Origin of the sequence: Bacillus luti (assembly GCF_009739945.1) — a bacterium.
Classification (GTDB): domain Bacteria; phylum Bacillota; class Bacilli; order Bacillales; family Bacillaceae_G; genus Bacillus_A; species Bacillus_A luti.
In genome coordinates this window covers 2,805,758-2,822,246 of record NZ_CP040336.1, presented here as the reverse complement: position 1 = coordinate 2,822,246, position 16,489 = coordinate 2,805,758, and the positions used below count along the sequence as shown (strand labels likewise).

At 32.9% G+C, this 16,489-nt stretch carries 17 protein-coding genes and 1 pseudogene; 12 read left to right on the top strand and 6 right to left on the bottom strand.

From position 1 onward, the window contains the following. The first annotated feature begins 28 nt into the window (after positions 1–28). Positions 29–178 (top strand): aspartyl-phosphate phosphatase Spo0E family protein, encoded by a 150-nt coding sequence (locus EUC40_RS14415; RefSeq protein WP_071709645.1) that lies wholly within the window; start codon positions 29–31, stop codon positions 176–178. Positions 179–391: 213 nt separating this feature from the next. Next, positions 392–1,792 (top strand): protoporphyrinogen oxidase, encoded by a 1,401-nt coding sequence (locus EUC40_RS14410; RefSeq protein ID WP_156575776.1) that lies wholly within the window; start codon positions 392–394, stop codon positions 1,790–1,792. 84 nt (positions 1,793–1,876) lie between these two features. Here the strand turns inward: EUC40_RS14410 and EUC40_RS14405 are convergent, their stop codons facing one another. Further along, positions 1,877–2,425: a hypothetical protein gene (locus EUC40_RS14405; protein WP_156575775.1), complete on the bottom strand. Its 549-nt coding sequence runs from the start codon at positions 2,423–2,425 to the stop codon at positions 1,877–1,879. Positions 2,426–2,918: 493 nt separating this feature from the next. On the opposite strand from EUC40_RS14405, the gene EUC40_RS14400 reads away from it, so the two are divergent. After that, on the top strand, positions 2,919–3,470 hold the full coding sequence (locus tag EUC40_RS14400; protein WP_033665482.1) for a GNAT family N-acetyltransferase: 552 nt from the start codon (positions 2,919–2,921) through the stop codon (positions 3,468–3,470). Between the two features lie 38 nt (positions 3,471–3,508). Here EUC40_RS14400 and EUC40_RS14395 read toward each other — a convergent pair whose 3' ends face one another. Next, entirely contained in the window at positions 3,509–3,694 is a 186-nt protein-coding gene (locus EUC40_RS14395) for a cold-shock protein (protein WP_000286203.1), read from the bottom strand. 85 nt (positions 3,695–3,779) lie between these two features. Further along, complete coding sequence (gene cspD, locus EUC40_RS14390; protein ID WP_000176365.1) at positions 3,780–3,983, bottom strand: cold-shock protein CspD; 204 nt, start codon at positions 3,981–3,983, stop codon at positions 3,780–3,782. A 381-nt stretch (positions 3,984–4,364) separates the two neighbouring features. On the opposite strand from cspD, the gene EUC40_RS14385 reads away from it, so the two are divergent. From EUC40_RS14385 to EUC40_RS14375, 3 genes are all read left to right on the top strand, one after another. Continuing rightward, positions 4,365–5,261 carry a CPBP family intramembrane glutamic endopeptidase gene (locus EUC40_RS14385; RefSeq protein ID WP_156575774.1) on the top strand — a complete coding sequence of 299 codons (897 nt, stop codon included), beginning with the start codon at positions 4,365–4,367 and terminating at the stop codon, positions 5,259–5,261. A 17-nt stretch (positions 5,262–5,278) separates the two neighbouring features. Next, positions 5,279–5,920: a nucleoside/nucleotide kinase family protein gene (locus EUC40_RS14380; RefSeq protein ID WP_156575773.1), complete on the top strand. Its 642-nt coding sequence runs from the start codon at positions 5,279–5,281 to the stop codon at positions 5,918–5,920. A 404-nt stretch (positions 5,921–6,324) separates the two neighbouring features. Further along, positions 6,325–7,680 (top strand): RNA-guided endonuclease TnpB family protein, encoded by a 1,356-nt coding sequence (locus tag EUC40_RS14375; RefSeq protein WP_156575772.1) that lies wholly within the window; start codon positions 6,325–6,327, stop codon positions 7,678–7,680. Between the two features lie 284 nt (positions 7,681–7,964). Here EUC40_RS14375 and EUC40_RS14370 read toward each other — a convergent pair. Continuing rightward, positions 7,965–8,726: pseudogene (locus EUC40_RS14370) on the bottom strand (arginase family protein); the annotation flags it as partial. Positions 8,727–9,042: 316 nt separating this feature from the next. Between EUC40_RS14370 and EUC40_RS14365 the strand changes: the two are divergent. From EUC40_RS14365 to EUC40_RS14350, 4 genes are all read left to right on the top strand, one after another. Then, positions 9,043–9,816 carry an HAD family hydrolase gene (locus EUC40_RS14365; protein ID WP_156575771.1) on the top strand — a complete coding sequence of 258 codons (774 nt, stop codon included), beginning with the start codon at positions 9,043–9,045 and terminating at the stop codon, positions 9,814–9,816. Positions 9,817–9,917: 101 nt separating this feature from the next. Next, on the top strand, positions 9,918–10,523 hold the full coding sequence (locus EUC40_RS14360; protein ID WP_000853585.1) for a PRK06770 family protein: 606 nt from the start codon (positions 9,918–9,920) through the stop codon (positions 10,521–10,523). A 121-nt stretch (positions 10,524–10,644) separates the two neighbouring features. Further along, on the top strand, positions 10,645–11,067 hold the full coding sequence (locus EUC40_RS14355) for a MarR family winged helix-turn-helix transcriptional regulator (protein WP_156575770.1): 423 nt from the start codon (positions 10,645–10,647) through the stop codon (positions 11,065–11,067). Positions 11,068–11,201: 134 nt separating this feature from the next. Further along, a complete protein-coding gene (locus tag EUC40_RS14350) occupies positions 11,202–12,398 on the top strand; it encodes an MFS transporter (RefSeq protein ID WP_156575769.1) in 1,197 nt (398 codons plus the stop codon). A gap of 70 nt (positions 12,399–12,468) precedes the next feature. On the opposite strand, the gene EUC40_RS14345 is transcribed toward EUC40_RS14350, so the two are convergent. Continuing rightward, the gene (locus EUC40_RS14345) at positions 12,469–13,365 is read right to left on the bottom strand and encodes a LysR family transcriptional regulator (protein ID WP_156575768.1); all 897 of its coding nucleotides are present in this window, start codon (positions 13,363–13,365) and stop codon (positions 12,469–12,471) included. A gap of 105 nt (positions 13,366–13,470) precedes the next feature. Between EUC40_RS14345 and EUC40_RS14340 the strand changes: the two genes are divergently transcribed. Then, complete coding sequence (locus EUC40_RS14340; protein ID WP_156575767.1) at positions 13,471–14,514, top strand: aspartate-semialdehyde dehydrogenase; 1,044 nt, start codon at positions 13,471–13,473, stop codon at positions 14,512–14,514. Between the two features lie 68 nt (positions 14,515–14,582). Here the strand turns inward: EUC40_RS14340 and EUC40_RS14335 are convergent, their stop codons facing one another. Beyond that, on the bottom strand, positions 14,583–15,014 hold the full coding sequence (locus EUC40_RS14335) for a hypothetical protein (protein WP_156575766.1): 432 nt from the start codon (positions 15,012–15,014) through the stop codon (positions 14,583–14,585). 283 nt (positions 15,015–15,297) lie between these two features. Here EUC40_RS14335 and EUC40_RS14330 point away from each other — a divergent pair, with 283 nt between their 5' ends. Then, positions 15,298–16,422: a C45 family autoproteolytic acyltransferase/hydrolase gene (locus EUC40_RS14330; RefSeq protein ID WP_156575765.1), complete on the top strand. Its 1,125-nt coding sequence runs from the start codon at positions 15,298–15,300 to the stop codon at positions 16,420–16,422. Positions 16,423–16,489 lie beyond the last annotated feature (67 nt).

Below are 16,489 nucleotides of genomic sequence, written 5' to 3'. Positions count from 1 at the left end.
TTTTATTATTGGAGAGAAATAAAACGACATGGAATTATCGAAATTAGAAAAAGTAATTGAGATTAAAAAAGAAGAGCTTTTATATTTAGTATCGGATTATGGATTTCAACATGAAAAAGTACTGACATTGAGTCAAGAAATAGACAAATTGATTAATTACTTTATGTTTGTAAAATAGAAAGAACTATGACGTGATTTGAAACTGTTATAGTTCTTTTTTATTGAGTAATAATACATTTAGGGCATTTATTAATTAAGAGTATAAACATAAATGTGTTCAAATATATTGTCTAATTTCTTACAGAATGATCAAGCTGCTAGTCGGATATGAGGACTTTTGGGTATAATAAAAAAGGAATTATTAATTGTATCGGTTAGGAGCGCAGCAAATATGAAAACAGTTGTTGTTATCGGTGGAGGTATAACTGGACTTTCTACTATGTTTTATTTAGAAAAATTAAAAAAGGATTATGATATCGATTTAAATTTAGTCCTTGTCGAAAAAGAAGAGTATTTAGGTGGTAAAATCCATAGTGTAGAAGAAAAAGATTTTATTATGGAATCAGGAGCAGATTCGATCGTTGCTCGTAATGAACATGTTATGCCGCTTGTAAAAGATTTAAATTTAGAAGAAGAAATGGTATATAATGAAACAGGTATTTCTTACATATATTCTAATAACATGTTACATCCAATTCCTTCTGACACTATATTTGGGATACCAATGAGCGCCCGGTCGTTGTTTAGCAGTACGCTAGTCTCAACGAAAGGGAAAATTGTTGCTTTAAAAGATTTCATAACGAAAAATAAAGAGTTTACGAAAGATACATCACTTGCTGTATTTTTAGAAAGCTTTTTAGGGAAAGAGTTAGTAGAAAGACAAATTGCCCCTGTACTTTCAGGTGTATATTCTGGTAAATTGAATGAACTTACAATGGCATCTACATTACCGTATTTACTGGATTATAAAAATAAATATGGAAGTATTATTAAAGGTTTTGAAGAGAATAAAAAACAATTTCAATCAGCAGGAAATAAAAAGTTTGTATCATTTAAAAGAGGATTATCTACTATAATAGATCGCTTAGAAGAAATGCTGAATGAGACTGACATAAAAAAAGGTGCTGTAACGACAGCTGTAAGTAAACGAGAAAATCGATATGAGGTCTCTTTTGCAAATCATGAGTCAATCCAAGCAGATTATGTTGTTTTAGCAGCTCCGCATGATATCGCGCAAACTTTATTACAGTCTAATGAGTTGAATGAACAGTTTAATACATTCAAAAACTCATCTCTAATAAGTATTTACTTAGGTTTTGACATACTAGATGAACAACTACCGGCTGATGGAACAGGGTTTATCGTGACGGAAAACAGTGATTTGCATTGTGATGCTTGTACATGGACAAGTCGGAAGTGGAAACATACATCGGGCAAACAAAAACTATTAGTAAGAATGTTTTATAAGAGCACAAACCCGGTATATGAAACGATTAAAAATTATAGTGAAGAAGAATTAGTACGAGTAGCTTTATATGATATTGAAAAAAGTCTTGGAATAAAAGGTGAACCAGAAGTAGTTGAAGTTACGAATTGGAAAGATTTAATGCCGAAATATCATTTAGAACATAATCAAGCAGTTCAATCATTACAAGAAAAAATGACGGACCTTTATCCGAATGTATACTTAGCGGGCGCTTCTTATTACGGTGTTGGAATTGGTGCTTGTATTGGAAATGGAAAGAACACTGCAAATGAAATAATTGCAACATTAAATGAAACATCAAATTAATATAGAATACATAAATAAATAAATAAATAAATAAATAAATAAATAAATAAAATGTCCCTCCGTTATGCTGGAGAGACATTTTATTTATTTCACTTGAATTGAGACCTTTTTATTAGTTGTATTATTCTCGGTAATTGTTAATGTTATGTTACCGGATTCTTTAAATGAATATGATGAGAATTGATAAAGTTCTTTTATACCATGTTTCTTTTTTAATTTATTGGTAGGAAGTAATGTTATGTTCGGTTTCCATGTTTCCTGTTTACCTGAAGGATACTTTACTGTTATTACTGGATTATTTAATTGCATTGGTTCCCAAGAGGCAAAATGTAGTTCAGCTTCGCTATCTTTTTTTAGTAATTCTTCTGAAAAATATCCAAGCTCTCCAACATTACCGAAAACAGTAAAGTTTTGGTTTTGCAATGTGATATCTAAATAGTTAGGTTGATATGTTGCTGCGTGATAGATTCCATATGAAAGAGAAAGAGTGGCAGCGATTAAAATGCTGATTGAAAATGTCTTAAAGCTATTGCCTTTAAAACTAGTCATCATGAATGAGTTTGGGGCGACCTTTTTTGCAAATAAAAAAATGAGTAATATGAGTAAGAGGGATAAGCCGATGAAAATATACATAGGAAATTTACACCTCCGCAATAAAATAATATATTAACTATATTTTACCATAAATGTATGGGGTAGGGTGTTATTTTAGAAGGGGAATTTCTTCTCTTAGATATTATGTTCGCATCTAACTTTGCATTAAATGAAGCGCGAGAACGAATCGGGAGGAAGTGGGATAGTACAGAAGTATATCCGTTTGTTAATGAGTTAGATATACTACTTAGAGAAACTGGTTTTTCAAGTATAAATTGGAGACAAACAGCTCCATGTCATTGGGCATTAGTTGCACATAAATAGGAATAAAGAGGTGATCACAGTATTTTGATCATCTCTTTATTTTTTCTAATCATGCAAAAGTAAGAAGGGTTACTCTTAGTTCGTATTGAATTAAGAGGATAAGCTTCTCTTGAAATATTTGATTAATGGGACATTGAGGACTTTCCTAATTATACCTATGTTTTCTGCTATAATAAATGAGTAGAGAGAAAGGAGTGATCCTATGGTTATGGCATTTCCTATATTAGAAACAGAACGCTTACGTTTAGTAGAAATAGAACAATCTTATTGTCAAAAAATATATGAAATCTTTTCATTGGATGAAGTAACATGTTATTATGGTATGAATTCTTTTACAGAGTTTGGACAAGCTTCTCGTATGATTGAGTCTTTTTCAAAAAATTACTTTGAGAAAAAAGCGATACGATGGGGGATTGTGTTAAAAGAAACAAATACCTTAATAGGAACAATCGGACTAAATAATTTACAACTATGGAGTAAACGATCTGAGATTGGATATGATTTACACCCTCAATATTGGGGAAATGGTTATGCGTCAGAGGCAGCCAAGGAAATTATTCATTACGGATTTCGAGATTTAGGTTTATTTAGAATAGGAGCTATTACATATCCTGAAAATATAACTTCGTGTAATATGTTATCTAAAATAGGATTTCATAAGGAAGGATTATTACGTGGGTATATTCATCAAGGAAATAGGCAACATGATGCATTAGTATATTCTATTGTACGAACTGATTTAGAGGATATAAATTTATAATAAAAACCCCCTCTTATTAAAAGAGGGGGTAAGTAAAATTAACCTAACTTAGGTAATAAACGTTCTCCGCTTTTCATGCTACTTTTACATAAAGGGCATTTAGGCTCTTCTTCAAATGAAAAGTTCTTTCTCATCCATCCTAAACAATCCTCTGATTCACATTCCCAAACAGGGGTTTGTTCTGGTGGTACTTCTGCTACATCGTTCTTTCGATTGCGATACATGTAACCACTCCTTTTATGTAAAAATTTTAGTTATATATTAAAAAGGTTGTTAACCGAGCTGGTAACAACCTTTTTATTGTTTGAATTATAGCTTTACAACGTTTTTAGCTTGAGGTCCACGGTTACCGTCTTCAACTTCGAAGCTAACTTCTTGACCTTCGTCAAGAGACTTGAAGCCGTCGCCAGTGATAGCTGAGAAGTGAACGAATACGTCGTTACCGTCTGCAACTTCGATGAAACCGAAACCTTTTTCGCTGTTAAACCATTTTACTTTACCTGTTAATGTCATGGTAATGCCTCCTAAAATTTAAAAAGATTACAATATGATCGGCCTTATTTGAATGAAAATAAAATTTCACATATTATCAAAGACCCATAAGGAGGACGAAATGTCCCTGATTGATACTTGATAATATGCAAAGAAAATGCAGTGTTAAATTGACCTTAATTACTATCTTACAACAAATGGTGTGAAATAGCAAGTGCTGGTAATACCAGTAAGAAATAGGATGGGAAATTGGTAAAAGACACAAAGGCATCTCTTTTATTTATATATTATTCCTAATTTTGGTTTATGCTAAACTAAGAACATTTTTATTAAAAATTTGTATGAGGGAAAAGATATATATTTAAGAATAAAGGTGATGTAATTGTTAAGGAGGAGAGAATATTGCAACTCACCCAATTTAAAATAATTGAAGCAGCAAAAGAAGGAAGAAGAAAGGTTCATCCTGTATTCGCGGTTATACTTGCAATTGTATTTTTAACGTTAGGTGAATTATTTATGTTATTTATGCTGTTTTTACCGAAAGCAGAAACAACGTTTTCTAAGGCGATTTATAGTGATATTGAGATGATACTTACGTTTGGCGGGGCTATATTTTTTGTGTTTTTTTGGATTAGATTTGTAGAGAAAAGATCAATTTCATCAATTGGATTTTGGAGAAATCAGTGGATTGGAAAATATTTGAGAGGTGCATTAATAGGTTTTGTTTTCATTTCAATACCAGTAATGATACTTGTATTAACAGGAATTGTACAACTACAAATGCAACAAATTACACCAACCGCTATACTTGGAATTGTAGAATCTTTAGTTGCTTTTTTAATACAAGGTGCAACAGAAGAGATTGTTGTTCGAGGTTGGTTATTCCCAGTTCTTTCTGTTAGAAGCCGTATATGGGTTGGGATTATTGTGACGTCTTTTTTATTTGGTTTTCTTCATTTACTTAATCCAGGTATTACAATTCTTTCGATATCGAATATAATATTAGTTGGTGTATTCGCAGCTTTTTACGTTTTAAAAGACAGTAGTCTTTGGGGGATATGCGCGTGGCATTCGCTGTGGAATTGGTCGCAATATAATGTATACGGTTTTGCAGTTAGTGGCATGACGATATATTCAACGCCATTATTTAAACCTGTAACAAATGGAGCAGAAATCCTTCATGGAGGTTCATTCGGAATCGAGGGGAGTATCATTACAACAATAATGCTCTCTATCGCTTCAATTGTTTTATGGAAACAGTTATGGGGGAGAAAAACGAAACAACGAGATTTTAGTTAATAAAAGAGGGGGAAACTATGGGGATTATAGCGTTTGAGGGAGCTAGTGCGGTTGGTAAGAGTAGCACGTGTCGTGAGTTAGAAAAAAATTATGGTGCGTACATTATACCGGAAGTGAATTTTTTATTTGAAAGACCAAAAAATGAACATAGAACATGGTATTTTGAAAAACAAGTAGAGCGCTGGAAAATAGCAGTGCAGAAGTCAGAGCAATATGAATTAGTAATACTTGATGGCGACATTTATCAGCCACTTAGTTATAATTGGTGTTTCCATTTTGAAATATTTAATCAACCGTTATCTTTAATAGAAAACTTTTATAAAGAAAAGATGATACATAGGGAAATTGGTTTTCCAGATCAATATTTTTATTTATATACGAATGATGAAGAACTTAGAAAACGGAAAGAATCTGACGAGACAAAAAGAAGAAGAAACTTTGAAAAACATTTACATATATCAAAATCGTTTCAACGTTATTATGAAAATTTAAATACCGTTACAGACGGGTACTGCAAAATAATTGAAGCGAAAAGTGTAAAAACGAATGAACTAGAAATTGTAAAAAAATTAAACAGTTTAAATGTGTGTGAAGAAAGACGTTTTGATGTTTCGAGGTTAGGTAATATTACGAAGTGGTTAAAAGAACATCGTGCATAAAACAACGAGTGCCATATGAGGCACTCGTTGTTTTTTTATCCTTTTCGGCAAGAAGACTCCATCTGATTTGTGTTACGGGTGAAACCCAACAATTCAGGTGGAGATGAATTGCCGTCAACAGGTAGACGAAACAATTTTGTTTCTTTTGTCTTACGATATAATCTGCCCTAGATAAGGAGGGAATATATCGTAGGACAACGAAATCAGATAATGATAATCATAATCATTTGGATGTTTGAACCAAAAAGAATTACGATGAAGACCATGTTCACATTTTGTTCCGTTCTAAATCTTGATTTGTCAAAAGTAATTAACAGTTACAAAATTATTTCTTTCCTAAGAAAAAACACGATCTTAGGAAAGAAATAATTGTAATGAACTCTCTGAGAAAGGTGGTGAAAACAATGGCTAGAAAGAAAGCAGTGAAAGTATTACGGAAACAAAAGAAAAGAGAAACCATGCAACGGTTCACGCAGAAACAGAGTATCGGACGAGCTTGCCTCACAGCTAAAGAATTTCGTTTACTGCAGCGCATGTCGCATAGTTCAAAAGCGTTGCGAAATGTTGGGTTGTACACGATGAAACAAAGTTACTTGAACAATAACAGGATGGCTACTGTAAAAGAAGTGGACAATGCCATGCAAGCCGATATAAACTACCCGGGCGTGCAATCAAACTCTGTTCAAGCGATTCGTAGAGCCTTATTTACAGAAGTGAAGAGCTTTTTTAAAGCGTTGGAACAGTGGAAGAAACATCCTGAGAAGTTCACAGGTCGTCCGAAGTTTCCGAATTATTCTCGTTCCACTGACAAAAGAATTATTGAAATCTATCAAGTTCCAAAAGTGGATGAGAACGGGTATTGGATGATTCCGATGAATGTTGCATGCAGAAAAAAATTTGGTTCCATTAAAATACGCATGCCTAAAAACGTAAGAAATAAAAAAATTTCCTACATTGAGATTGTACCGAAGCAAAAAGGTCGGTTCTTTGAGGTGCATTATACATATGAAATGCACGTTTCTCAAATGAAGAAACCATCCACGACTACTAGTAACGCTTTGAGTTGCGATTTAGGTGTAGATAGATTAGTAAGTTGCGCAACGAATACAGGTGATGCATTTTTAATTGATGGGAAAAAATTAAAATCCATTAACCAGTACTTCAACAAAATGATACGTAATCTCCAACAGAAAAATATTGAAAACGGACTGTCAAAACGTGTTGTAACGAATCAAATGGCTACACTTTGGCATAAACGGGAACGACAAATAAATGGTTACATTTCACAAGCGGTAGGCTTGTTGTTCAAAAAAGTGAAAGAATGTAACGTAGATACAATTGTCGTAGGGTATAACACGGGTTGGAAACAAAAATCCGATATGGGAAAAAGGAATAATCAAACATTTGTTCAAATCCCATTTCATAAACTGATGGCAGCAATTGAGAATAAATGTGTAAAAGAAGGCATCCGATTTTTAAAACAAGAAGAAAGCTATACTTCAAAAGCCAGTTTCCTAGACAAAGATAAGGTTCCAGTTTGGTCTAAGGATGATAGGACTCAGTATCGCTTTAGTGGTAAACGAATCACTCGTGGTCTGTACCAAAGTAAAGCAGGAACATGTATCCATGCTGATATTAATGGTGCGCTGAATACATTGCAAAAATCAAGAGTTGTAGAATTAGATGAAAATCTCAAAGTGAAAACGCCGATTCTATTAGAAGTGCAAAAACGTAAGGCTGTTGCTTCGCGCATAGCATAGTGGGTGCGTCAACCATCCATGTGTACTCGACTTGTCGGGGCTTGTAGCACACGCCGGATTCATCTGAGTGGTGGCTTCTTCCACAAGGAAGAACTGCTCTTTTTCGAAAGGGTGGTGCAAGTGGGAAAACAATCATTCGTTGCCAGTACCAACCAAAAACATACTTGGGGTGTTACCATAAGGTGGCATGAATGCTAGAGCGTCAAACAGTCTAGTGATAGACGAAAAGACCTAGCATTCAAACTCAAGCCCCCACTGAAACGTTTTATCTCAGTGGGGGTAGTTGACGTATTATATATTGATTGTAAAATTTGTAAGTTTGCTTTTTCGTTTTTCTTAATGGCATTTGTATATTTAGCTAGAAAGAGCTGAGAAGGATAAACTGGTAGTTCACCACAAATATCGATACCATAGACGTCTTTATTCCTAATAAGAGAATGAATACATTTTAAAAGTGTAGAGAGTTGCATATATCCTTGATCCCAATTCGTAATTGTTGCTTTTGAATCTAAAACATCTTTATCAATGCTTACATATATAGTTTCTGTATGAATATGCGAAAGTATTGTAGGTACGGATAATTCGTTTGATGTATCTATCGGGAACACTTCAACGCATGAATAATCATTAGAATGGATCGTTACAGAAGAAGGTCCAATAATAATTGCTTTCTTTAATTTCGGGTTATTTTGAAGAGCGAATGATACCCATGAACCGCAAGAAATAAGAGTATGCTCATTTTCTTCTTTTAAGTTCATGTCAGTGTGGTGATCAAATAAAATAAGGCTAAATGGTTCATCTATTTCTTTTAGTAGTAAATAAGATACATAATGATAATTTCCAGAACCGATAAAAGTGACTCCTTTTTGCTTTCTATGATATAACTTCCGTTTTATACGCATTAAAGAAGGAATCTCGCAATACAGATTTGAGTGTGCTAAATGGCTAAAATCAATATCTTCATGTGAATAAGAATGAAGTTTATTTTGTAATAAATACGTATCATCAAAGTTTAAAAAAGTTAAACCGCTATAAAATAAACTCATATTTATTCATCTCCTTTATATTTCGGCTAGCATATATGTTTATAAATTTAAAACCAAATGCTTAGAGATGGATTTGTATTTGAAATAGATGAGTTATTTTGACAGAATAATCTTTCAATTTATAAAGAAAAGAAATATAATATAAGGAAATATATATGTGGTTCAGGAAATAGGAAATATGTAATAAATGAAAATGAGATATGAAATTGAATTGAGGAAAAGGTAGGTAAAGATTAACTGCCTGCAGAAGATCTGTTGATTCAATCAATAATCAATATTTCGAGTTATTATTTGCGAAAGGAGAATAAAGGTAAGTATGAAAAAGATTATTATTTCAGATCTTGATGGGACTTTATTAAGAAGTGATAAAACAATTTCAGAGAAATCCATTAATATTTTAAGGGAATGTAAAAATAATGGAGACGAATTAATTTTTGCTACAGCAAGGCCGCCAAGAGCTATAAAACAGTATATTCCCAGCGTGTTAAAGAGTGAGATTATCATTTGTTATAACGGGGCTCTAGTTCTTAAAGGTAGTGATATTTTATATGAAATGAAGATTTCTAAAAATGACATTTTAGAAATCATAGAAATAGCAAAAAAGTACAATCTTCATCAGATTTGTATTGAAATAGGTGATAAGTTGTATTCAAATTTTGATGTTACTAATTATTTTGGTAATGTACCATGTGAAATTATGGATGTAAGAGATTTAGACTTTGAAACAGCTTCTAAAGCAATTATTTGTACTAAAGGCTCAATAAATAAGGAATTCATTAAAGAATTGCCTGATGAATGCAAGGCAGTTATTACAGATGACGGAACATTGTGTCAAATTATGCATGCAGAAGTTTCAAAATGGAATAGTATTCAACATGTTCTACAGCACTTAAATCGAGACGTATCTGAAGTTATTGCCTTTGGAGATGACTACAATGATATGGAAATGATAGAGAAGTGTGGGATTGGTGTAGCAATGAGCAATGCTGTTGAGGAATTAAAGTTAGTTGCTAAATTTATTACTAAAAGTAACGATGAGGATGGAGTTGCTACATTTCTAGAAAGTAAAAGTTATGTTTATGCTAATTAGTATGAAAAAATTGCAGTAAGCTTAAGTTGCGAAAAAGAGACGCTACATCTGTTTTGATAAATAGATATTATGAATGGGATATGCGGGAGGAAGCAAGCAAGATGAAAACATTATTTAAAATAATAGGTATTATAGCTGGTATGGCGGTAATTGGAGTAGGTTTAACATATGGTATGATATATTATTTGAATAATAGTAAGCCAGTTGCGAAGAAGACAACACCAGCGGCTCCAGCAGTAGAAGTACTAGCTGATAGTAACGTAAAGGCAGAAGATGCAAAGGTTTTAGAAAATGGCAATCATTCCTTACCAAATAGTGGTTTTAATAAAAACTTTAAATGGACAGATGAGAACATACAGACAGCGCTACATGAAATGGCACATCAAAAAACGAAAGCAGATCAAAAGTGGGGCTATATTTTTATTACACAAGAACGTATTGAGAGTTTACTAGATATCGTAAACAGTAATGATCTAACACAGAAAAGTACATATGTGGATATTTTAGAACGATGGAAACAAGGGAAATACGAAAAGGTTGATGCGGATCACAATAAGATTTGGAAATTACAAAGTGGGAATTTAGGCGAAGGAAAAGGAGTAATGTCAGAAAAGGAGCAAAAAGAATTAATTAATCAAGTGTTTATACAAAAAGGTACATATTCAGGTAGTAAATTAATTGCAGGTGGGGGACAGCCTAATAAATAAGAGATATGCTGGTTTTGAAGCACCTTTGTTGCCATAATTACAAAGGTGTTTTTGTTGACACAAGAAATAAATGGGAATATGATTCATATGTGAAATAAATTAGAGGGGCTTAAATATACATATGAATAATAGAGAGCTTTACGGTAATATTCGTGATGTTTATCATTTACTCCAAAAAAATCTAGATAAGGAAATTGAACAGTATGATATAAGTTACGTACAATTTGGAGTGATTCAAGTACTCGCAAAATCTGGGAAAGTATCTATGTCAAAGTTAATTGAAAACATGGGATGTGTTCCAAGTAATATGACAACAATGATTCAAAGGATGAAGCGTGATGGTTACGTAATGACAGAGAAGAACCCCAATGACCAACGTGAAACGCTCGTTTATTTAACTAAAAAAGGTGAAGAAACGAAAAAGCAAGTAGATGTGCAATATAGTGATTTTTTAAAAGAGAATTGTGGTTGTTTTACGAAGGAAGAAGAAGGGTATTTAGAGGCTTTATTATTAAAGTGGAAGAAGCATTTGAATGAAATATAGTAAAAATGTAACACTCTGTTACATTTTTATTTATATAAATACTTCATATATGAAATAAAAACTGGTGCAGTAAAAATTGAAGAAGGAATAATAACAAAGAATTATTTCATATATGAAATAAAGGGGAGTTATATATGGAGTTAAAGTCAATGATACGTATTTTGGCAATTGTAGCTTTTTTTGTTGGGTTAGATTCATTATTAGTGGCACCTTTATTACCAGTAATTACAGAAACAATCAGCATCCCTGATGGGAGTGGAGGGTTATTAATTACTATTTATGCACTTTGTTATGGAATAACTGCACCCGTATTTGGAACGATGTCTGATAGAGTTGGAAGGAAATGTATGATCATAATAGGGTTTGCTATTTTCTCTATTTCTACATTTTGTACGGGATTAGCGAAGAATTTTGAAATGCTTTTATTATTTCGTGGTCTAACAGGTTTATCTGGTGCGATGATTATGCCAAGTATTTTTGCATTAGTAGGAGATAAAGTTGCATATGAGTCAAGAGGAAAAGCGATGGGAACAATTATGGGAGCAATGGTAGGTTCGACAGTCATTGGAGTACCTATAGGCGCATTTTTATCTGAAGTAGGAAAATGGCAGTGGACATTTTATAGTATAGGACTATTAACTTTATTTATTACATTACTAGTTAATCACATATTAAGAAATGAAAAACAGAGAAATGATGTGCATGTTTCTATAGCGAAAACGTTAGGTGCACCATTTAAATTAGTTTTAGTAAATGTTTCAGTTTTATTTGCATTATTAGCAACGTTTCTATGGACAATTGGATTACATGGCATGTTTTCGTACATAGGTGTTTATTATGGGAATAACTTTGGACTTTCCGTTGGTGAAATAGGTATTGTAATCTTTCTGGCGGGAGTTGGTAGTATAGCTGGTAATATTTTGGGTGGAAAGTTTGCTGATAAAATTGGAAAGAAGAATGTTATATTCATTGCCAGTATTGCAACCTCAATTAGTGTAATATTATTCTCGATTTCTATAAAAAATCTAGTAATTGCAATAGCTTTACATATAATTTGGAGTTTATTTATTGGGTTTGGTCAAGCATCATTAACGGCACTAATTTCAGAATTAAAACCAGATGTGCGGGGGACTGTGATGGCATTAAATAGCTCTGCTATGTATATTGGGATGACTATTGCTTCTGGCGTAGCGTCACTTACCGTAAGTAATGGTTTTCCGTTTTCTTCTTTGGGAATAATGTGTGCAATTGCTAGTTTACTTGTCCTTCCGATCATATTCGTTCTAGTTAAAGAAAAAGCATCATCTAATAAAAAGAAGATGACTATATAAGTAGTATTAAAGAAAACGTGGGTTGATATTCTTCAAAGGATTTCAACTCATGTTTTCTTTAATATTATTTTTATACTTTTATTACCTTTAATAGTGAAAGAAACGACTGTACTACAGGGGATACCCATCTAGATTTATGGTAGATTACATGACTTTGAATAATAGCTGGAGTTTCAATAGGTTGAAATTGTATTTGTTCCTTTTGGCAATTCTCTTGTACAACGATGTGAGGAAGAATTGAAATTCCTAACTCGCACATTACAGCTTGTTTAATTACCTCAACATTGGAAGTTTCAAATGTTTTCTCTGGAATATTTCCGCTTTGACGTAAAAAACAATCGACCATTGGCCTATAGCCGCAGCTTTGCTCAGTAAAAATAAACTGAGTATCCTGTAATAAACGAAATGGATCAGCGTGTATGGGAGAACGGATAGGCAAAATCCAACCAAATGTTTCTTTACAAAAAGTGCGCGTAATAAAATCATTATGTTCTATACTTTCTCCAATGATAAAGATAACATCTGTTTCTCCTTCACGTAATTTTTGTAATGCTTGTTCATTTGTGTTTGTTTCAAGTACGATATTTACTTTCGGATTTTTCTGTTTGTAAGTACGTAATAATTGTGGTAATCGGTACACCGCTAATGATTCATTAGAAGTAATACTTAATGTACCTTCCAAATAATCACCATTTTGAGGGATTTCTTGTGCTTTTTCATAAATTGCAAGTAGTTCTAATGCATAAGGATGAAATTGATGACCTGCTTTTGTAAGAAGTACTTTTTTCCCTAACCGATCGAAAAGAGGAATGTGTAAATCGTTTTCTAATGCTTTCATATGCGCTGTAACAGTAGATTGCGCATAACCTAATACATGAGCAGCTTTAGAAAAACTACCATACTTCACAATGGCACAAAATGTTTTAACGTGTCTCATTTCCATAAATGATCCCTCTTTTATTATCATGATTTGTGAATGATTATATCATATATTTCAATTTTCCAAATGATTAAATTCTTTATAAAATGAAGTTATAGAAATATTTATTCATTTGATATTGGAGGAGAAAAAATGAGTGAAAAGGGCTATCATATAGCTGTAGTTGGGGCTACAGGAGCAGTAGGACAAAAAATCATTGAGCTGTTAGAAAAAGAAAGAAAGTTTAATATAGGTGAAGTTACGTTGCTTTCGTCAAAACGCTCTGCTGGTAAGGCGATACAATTTAAAGGGCGGGAGATAGTCATAAAAGAAGCAAAAACAGATAGCTTTATAGGTGTAGATATTGCTTTTTTTAGTGCTGGGGGAGAGGTATCTAGACAATTTGTTAATCACGCAGTCTCTAGTGGTGCAATCGTAATTGATAACACGAGTGAGTACCGAATGGCGCACGATGTACCACTCGTTGTTCCAGAAGTAAATGCGCACACTTTAAAGGAGCATAAAGGTATTATAGCGGTGCCAAATTGTTCAGCATTACAGATGGTAACAGCGCTCCAACCAATTCGAAAAGTACTCGGATTGGAACGAATTATCGTTTCCACATACCAAGCTGTATCAGGTTCTGGCATTCATGCGATTCATGAATTAAAAGAACAGGCTAAGTCTATGCTTGCAGGTGAGGAGATGGAGAGTACCATATTACCAGCAAAAAAAGATAAAAAGCATTACCCAATTGCTTTTAATGTACTGCCTCAAGTAGATATATTCACAGATAATGATTTCACCTTTGAAGAAGTAAAGATGATTCAAGAGACGAAGAAAATTTTAGAAGACTCCAACCTAAAAATGGCAGCTACTTGTGTCCGGGTTCCAGTTGTATCAGGACATTCAGAATCGGTTTATATTGAACTTGAAAAAGAAGCAACTGTAGCGGAAATTAAAGAAGTATTGCGAAATGCACCAGGTGTTATTTTACAAGATAACCCTAGTGAACAGTTGTATCCAATGCCATTATATGCAGAAGGGAAAATAGAGACATTTGTCGGGAGAATACGTAAAGATCTTGATACGCCAAACGGATTCCATCTTTGGATTGTTTCAGATAATTTATTAAAAGGTGCAGCTTGGAATTCGGTTCAAATCGCAGAAGCGTTGGTGGAGGAAGGGATTATTTAGTATAGAATTACACAAGTACTATAAGAACTAGGAAGCTATAGATTCCTAGTTCTTACTTTTGTGAGAATTTAATATAAATTAGTTTTTATAGCGTTTTTATAAATATCTATTTTATTCGCGGAAAATATTAAAGTTTTATGTTCTTCATTAATAGTAAGATTTATATGAATTGTTAAAGGTAGTTCAAGGTTTTTTACTACATCTGCTATAGCAATATACTTATCTTCTTTTTCGGTATAGTAAACTACAGACCTAATTAATACCTCATCATTTTCAATATCAATTTCACACATCATAGGGAATTTTTCGCCGTTATGTAAGAGTAATTCGCCTAGTACTATTGAACCATTTAACTCTTCTGTAAAATTAGTGGTTAATGCAGGTGTTACCCATGTTTCATCATACTCTTCGTTTTCTTCTTCATCTATTGCCCATTCCCATATTGGGTTTTGTTTCAAATCCTCAATCGTTAATTCATCAATTGGTTTGCATTTACTCATGGGTATGTTCTCCTTTTGTTCTGTTAAATAAGTTTCTTAATTTCATGAATAGGATCATTGCTTATAAATTGGTTCAATGTACTGTTTTGCCAGTTTGATATAAATCTACTTTGTTTTGAAATACTACTATTATCGTAATATTAGCAAGGTTTTAATTAGCTAGCAAATAATTGTTAGTAGAGATTTTAAAATAGGATGGCGTTAAGGGAAGGTAGCAAAAAACATCAAGAATGAATAAAGGTTATTTGGTACGATATGGATAAATTCAATAAGGGGGAATTAGATGTATCAAGTAAAGGGGTATTTTTCATCGCTCAAAGGAAGTCATTATGAAATCGGTAAGCAACAAGGTGAATTTGTGAAACAACATCCTTATCTTATTCCGCAATTTATACAGGAAGAAAACTTAATATCGCATAACCATTGGACAGAATCTAGAAATATATTAAATCAATATTGTCCAGGAATTAATGAAGAGATTGAAGGGTTTTGTGAAGTGTTAAAAATTCCATCTGAGAATATGATGTATTATTATCAAACACTATTAAAAGCAGGTTGTAGTCATTGTGCCGTATTACCTAAAAAGACAGATTCAAAACACACATATGTATTAAGAAATTATGATTTGTCACCAAAAATAGATGATATGCGTTTTTGTTCAACTCATGTTGAAGGGGCGCATGCTCATAGTGGCTTTTCTACTCAATATTTTGGCCGAACGGAAGGGGTTAACGAGCATGGGTTATCTGTTACATTTTCTGCATGTGGTCAACCAGTTGGGAATATTGAAGGTTTAAGAAAACCAAAGGTAAATGGATTACAATGTTTTGTCGTAATCCGGGTATTATTGGAGACATGTAAAAATGTTCAGGAAGCTATATCATTAATAAAAGAACTGCCTATTGCAAGTAATATTAATTTAATTGTAGCTGATCCTATAAATGCAGCAAATATTGAAATATTTGACGGGCATAAATCCATATCAACAAATGAAGATGGCAATCAAGCTTTCATCGTATCAACGAATCATGCAGTTAGTTCATCTATTCAGAAATTAAATAATAGAAAATTAGAACAATCTACAAAGAGATATCACATTTTACATGAACATTTAAATCGAAATGAACAAGTGAGTATGGAGTCTTTAAAAAGATTAGTAGAAAGAGAGTATCCTACTGGGCTGACAGTACATAATTATGAAGAATGGTTTGGAACTTTGCATTCCGTCTTATTTGATTTACATAATCGTACAATGAATATTTGTTTTGGATCGCCACTGTTAAATGATTGGTATTCATTGAAAGTAGGAGAAAGTCTGCCGTTTTCTGAGGTGAATGTGAACTTTAAAAATAAAACGTATACTAACTTTTGGAGAGAAGAGAAAAATGATTGTATACCTAAAAGATAAAAAGATACGTAGGGATAAGAATAAGGTGATAAAATGAAGGGAAATGGAAATATATTGGAGGGGATGT

Coding starts and splice junctions, on each gene's coding strand:
- EUC40_RS14415 (WP_071709645.1), top strand. CDS start 29: ATGGAATTATCGAAATTAGAAAAAGTAATTGAGATTAAAAAAGAAGAG.
- EUC40_RS14410 (WP_156575776.1), top strand. CDS start 392: ATGAAAACAGTTGTTGTTATCGGTGGAGGTATAACTGGACTTTCTACT.
- EUC40_RS14405 (WP_156575775.1), bottom strand. CDS start 2,425: ATGTATATTTTCATCGGCTTATCCCTCTTACTCATATTACTCATTTTT.
- EUC40_RS14400 (WP_033665482.1), top strand. CDS start 2,919: ATGGCATTTCCTATATTAGAAACAGAACGCTTACGTTTAGTAGAAATA.
- EUC40_RS14395 (WP_000286203.1), bottom strand. CDS start 3,694: ATGTATCGCAATCGAAAGAACGATGTAGCAGAAGTACCACCAGAACAA.
- cspD (WP_000176365.1), bottom strand. CDS start 3,983: ATGACATTAACAGGTAAAGTAAAATGGTTTAACAGCGAAAAAGGTTTC.
- EUC40_RS14380 (WP_156575773.1), top strand. CDS start 5,279: ATGGGGATTATAGCGTTTGAGGGAGCTAGTGCGGTTGGTAAGAGTAGC.
- EUC40_RS14375 (WP_156575772.1), top strand. CDS start 6,325: ATGGCTAGAAAGAAAGCAGTGAAAGTATTACGGAAACAAAAGAAAAGA.
- EUC40_RS14365 (WP_156575771.1), top strand. CDS start 9,043: ATGAAAAAGATTATTATTTCAGATCTTGATGGGACTTTATTAAGAAGT.
- EUC40_RS14360 (WP_000853585.1), top strand. CDS start 9,918: ATGAAAACATTATTTAAAATAATAGGTATTATAGCTGGTATGGCGGTA.
- EUC40_RS14355 (WP_156575770.1), top strand. CDS start 10,645: ATGAATAATAGAGAGCTTTACGGTAATATTCGTGATGTTTATCATTTA.
- EUC40_RS14350 (WP_156575769.1), top strand. CDS start 11,202: ATGGAGTTAAAGTCAATGATACGTATTTTGGCAATTGTAGCTTTTTTT.
- EUC40_RS14345 (WP_156575768.1), bottom strand. CDS start 13,365: ATGATAATAAAAGAGGGATCATTTATGGAAATGAGACACGTTAAAACA.
- EUC40_RS14340 (WP_156575767.1), top strand. CDS start 13,471: ATGAGTGAAAAGGGCTATCATATAGCTGTAGTTGGGGCTACAGGAGCA.
- EUC40_RS14335 (WP_156575766.1), bottom strand. CDS start 15,014: ATGAGTAAATGCAAACCAATTGATGAATTAACGATTGAGGATTTGAAA.
- EUC40_RS14330 (WP_156575765.1), top strand. CDS start 15,298: ATGTATCAAGTAAAGGGGTATTTTTCATCGCTCAAAGGAAGTCATTAT.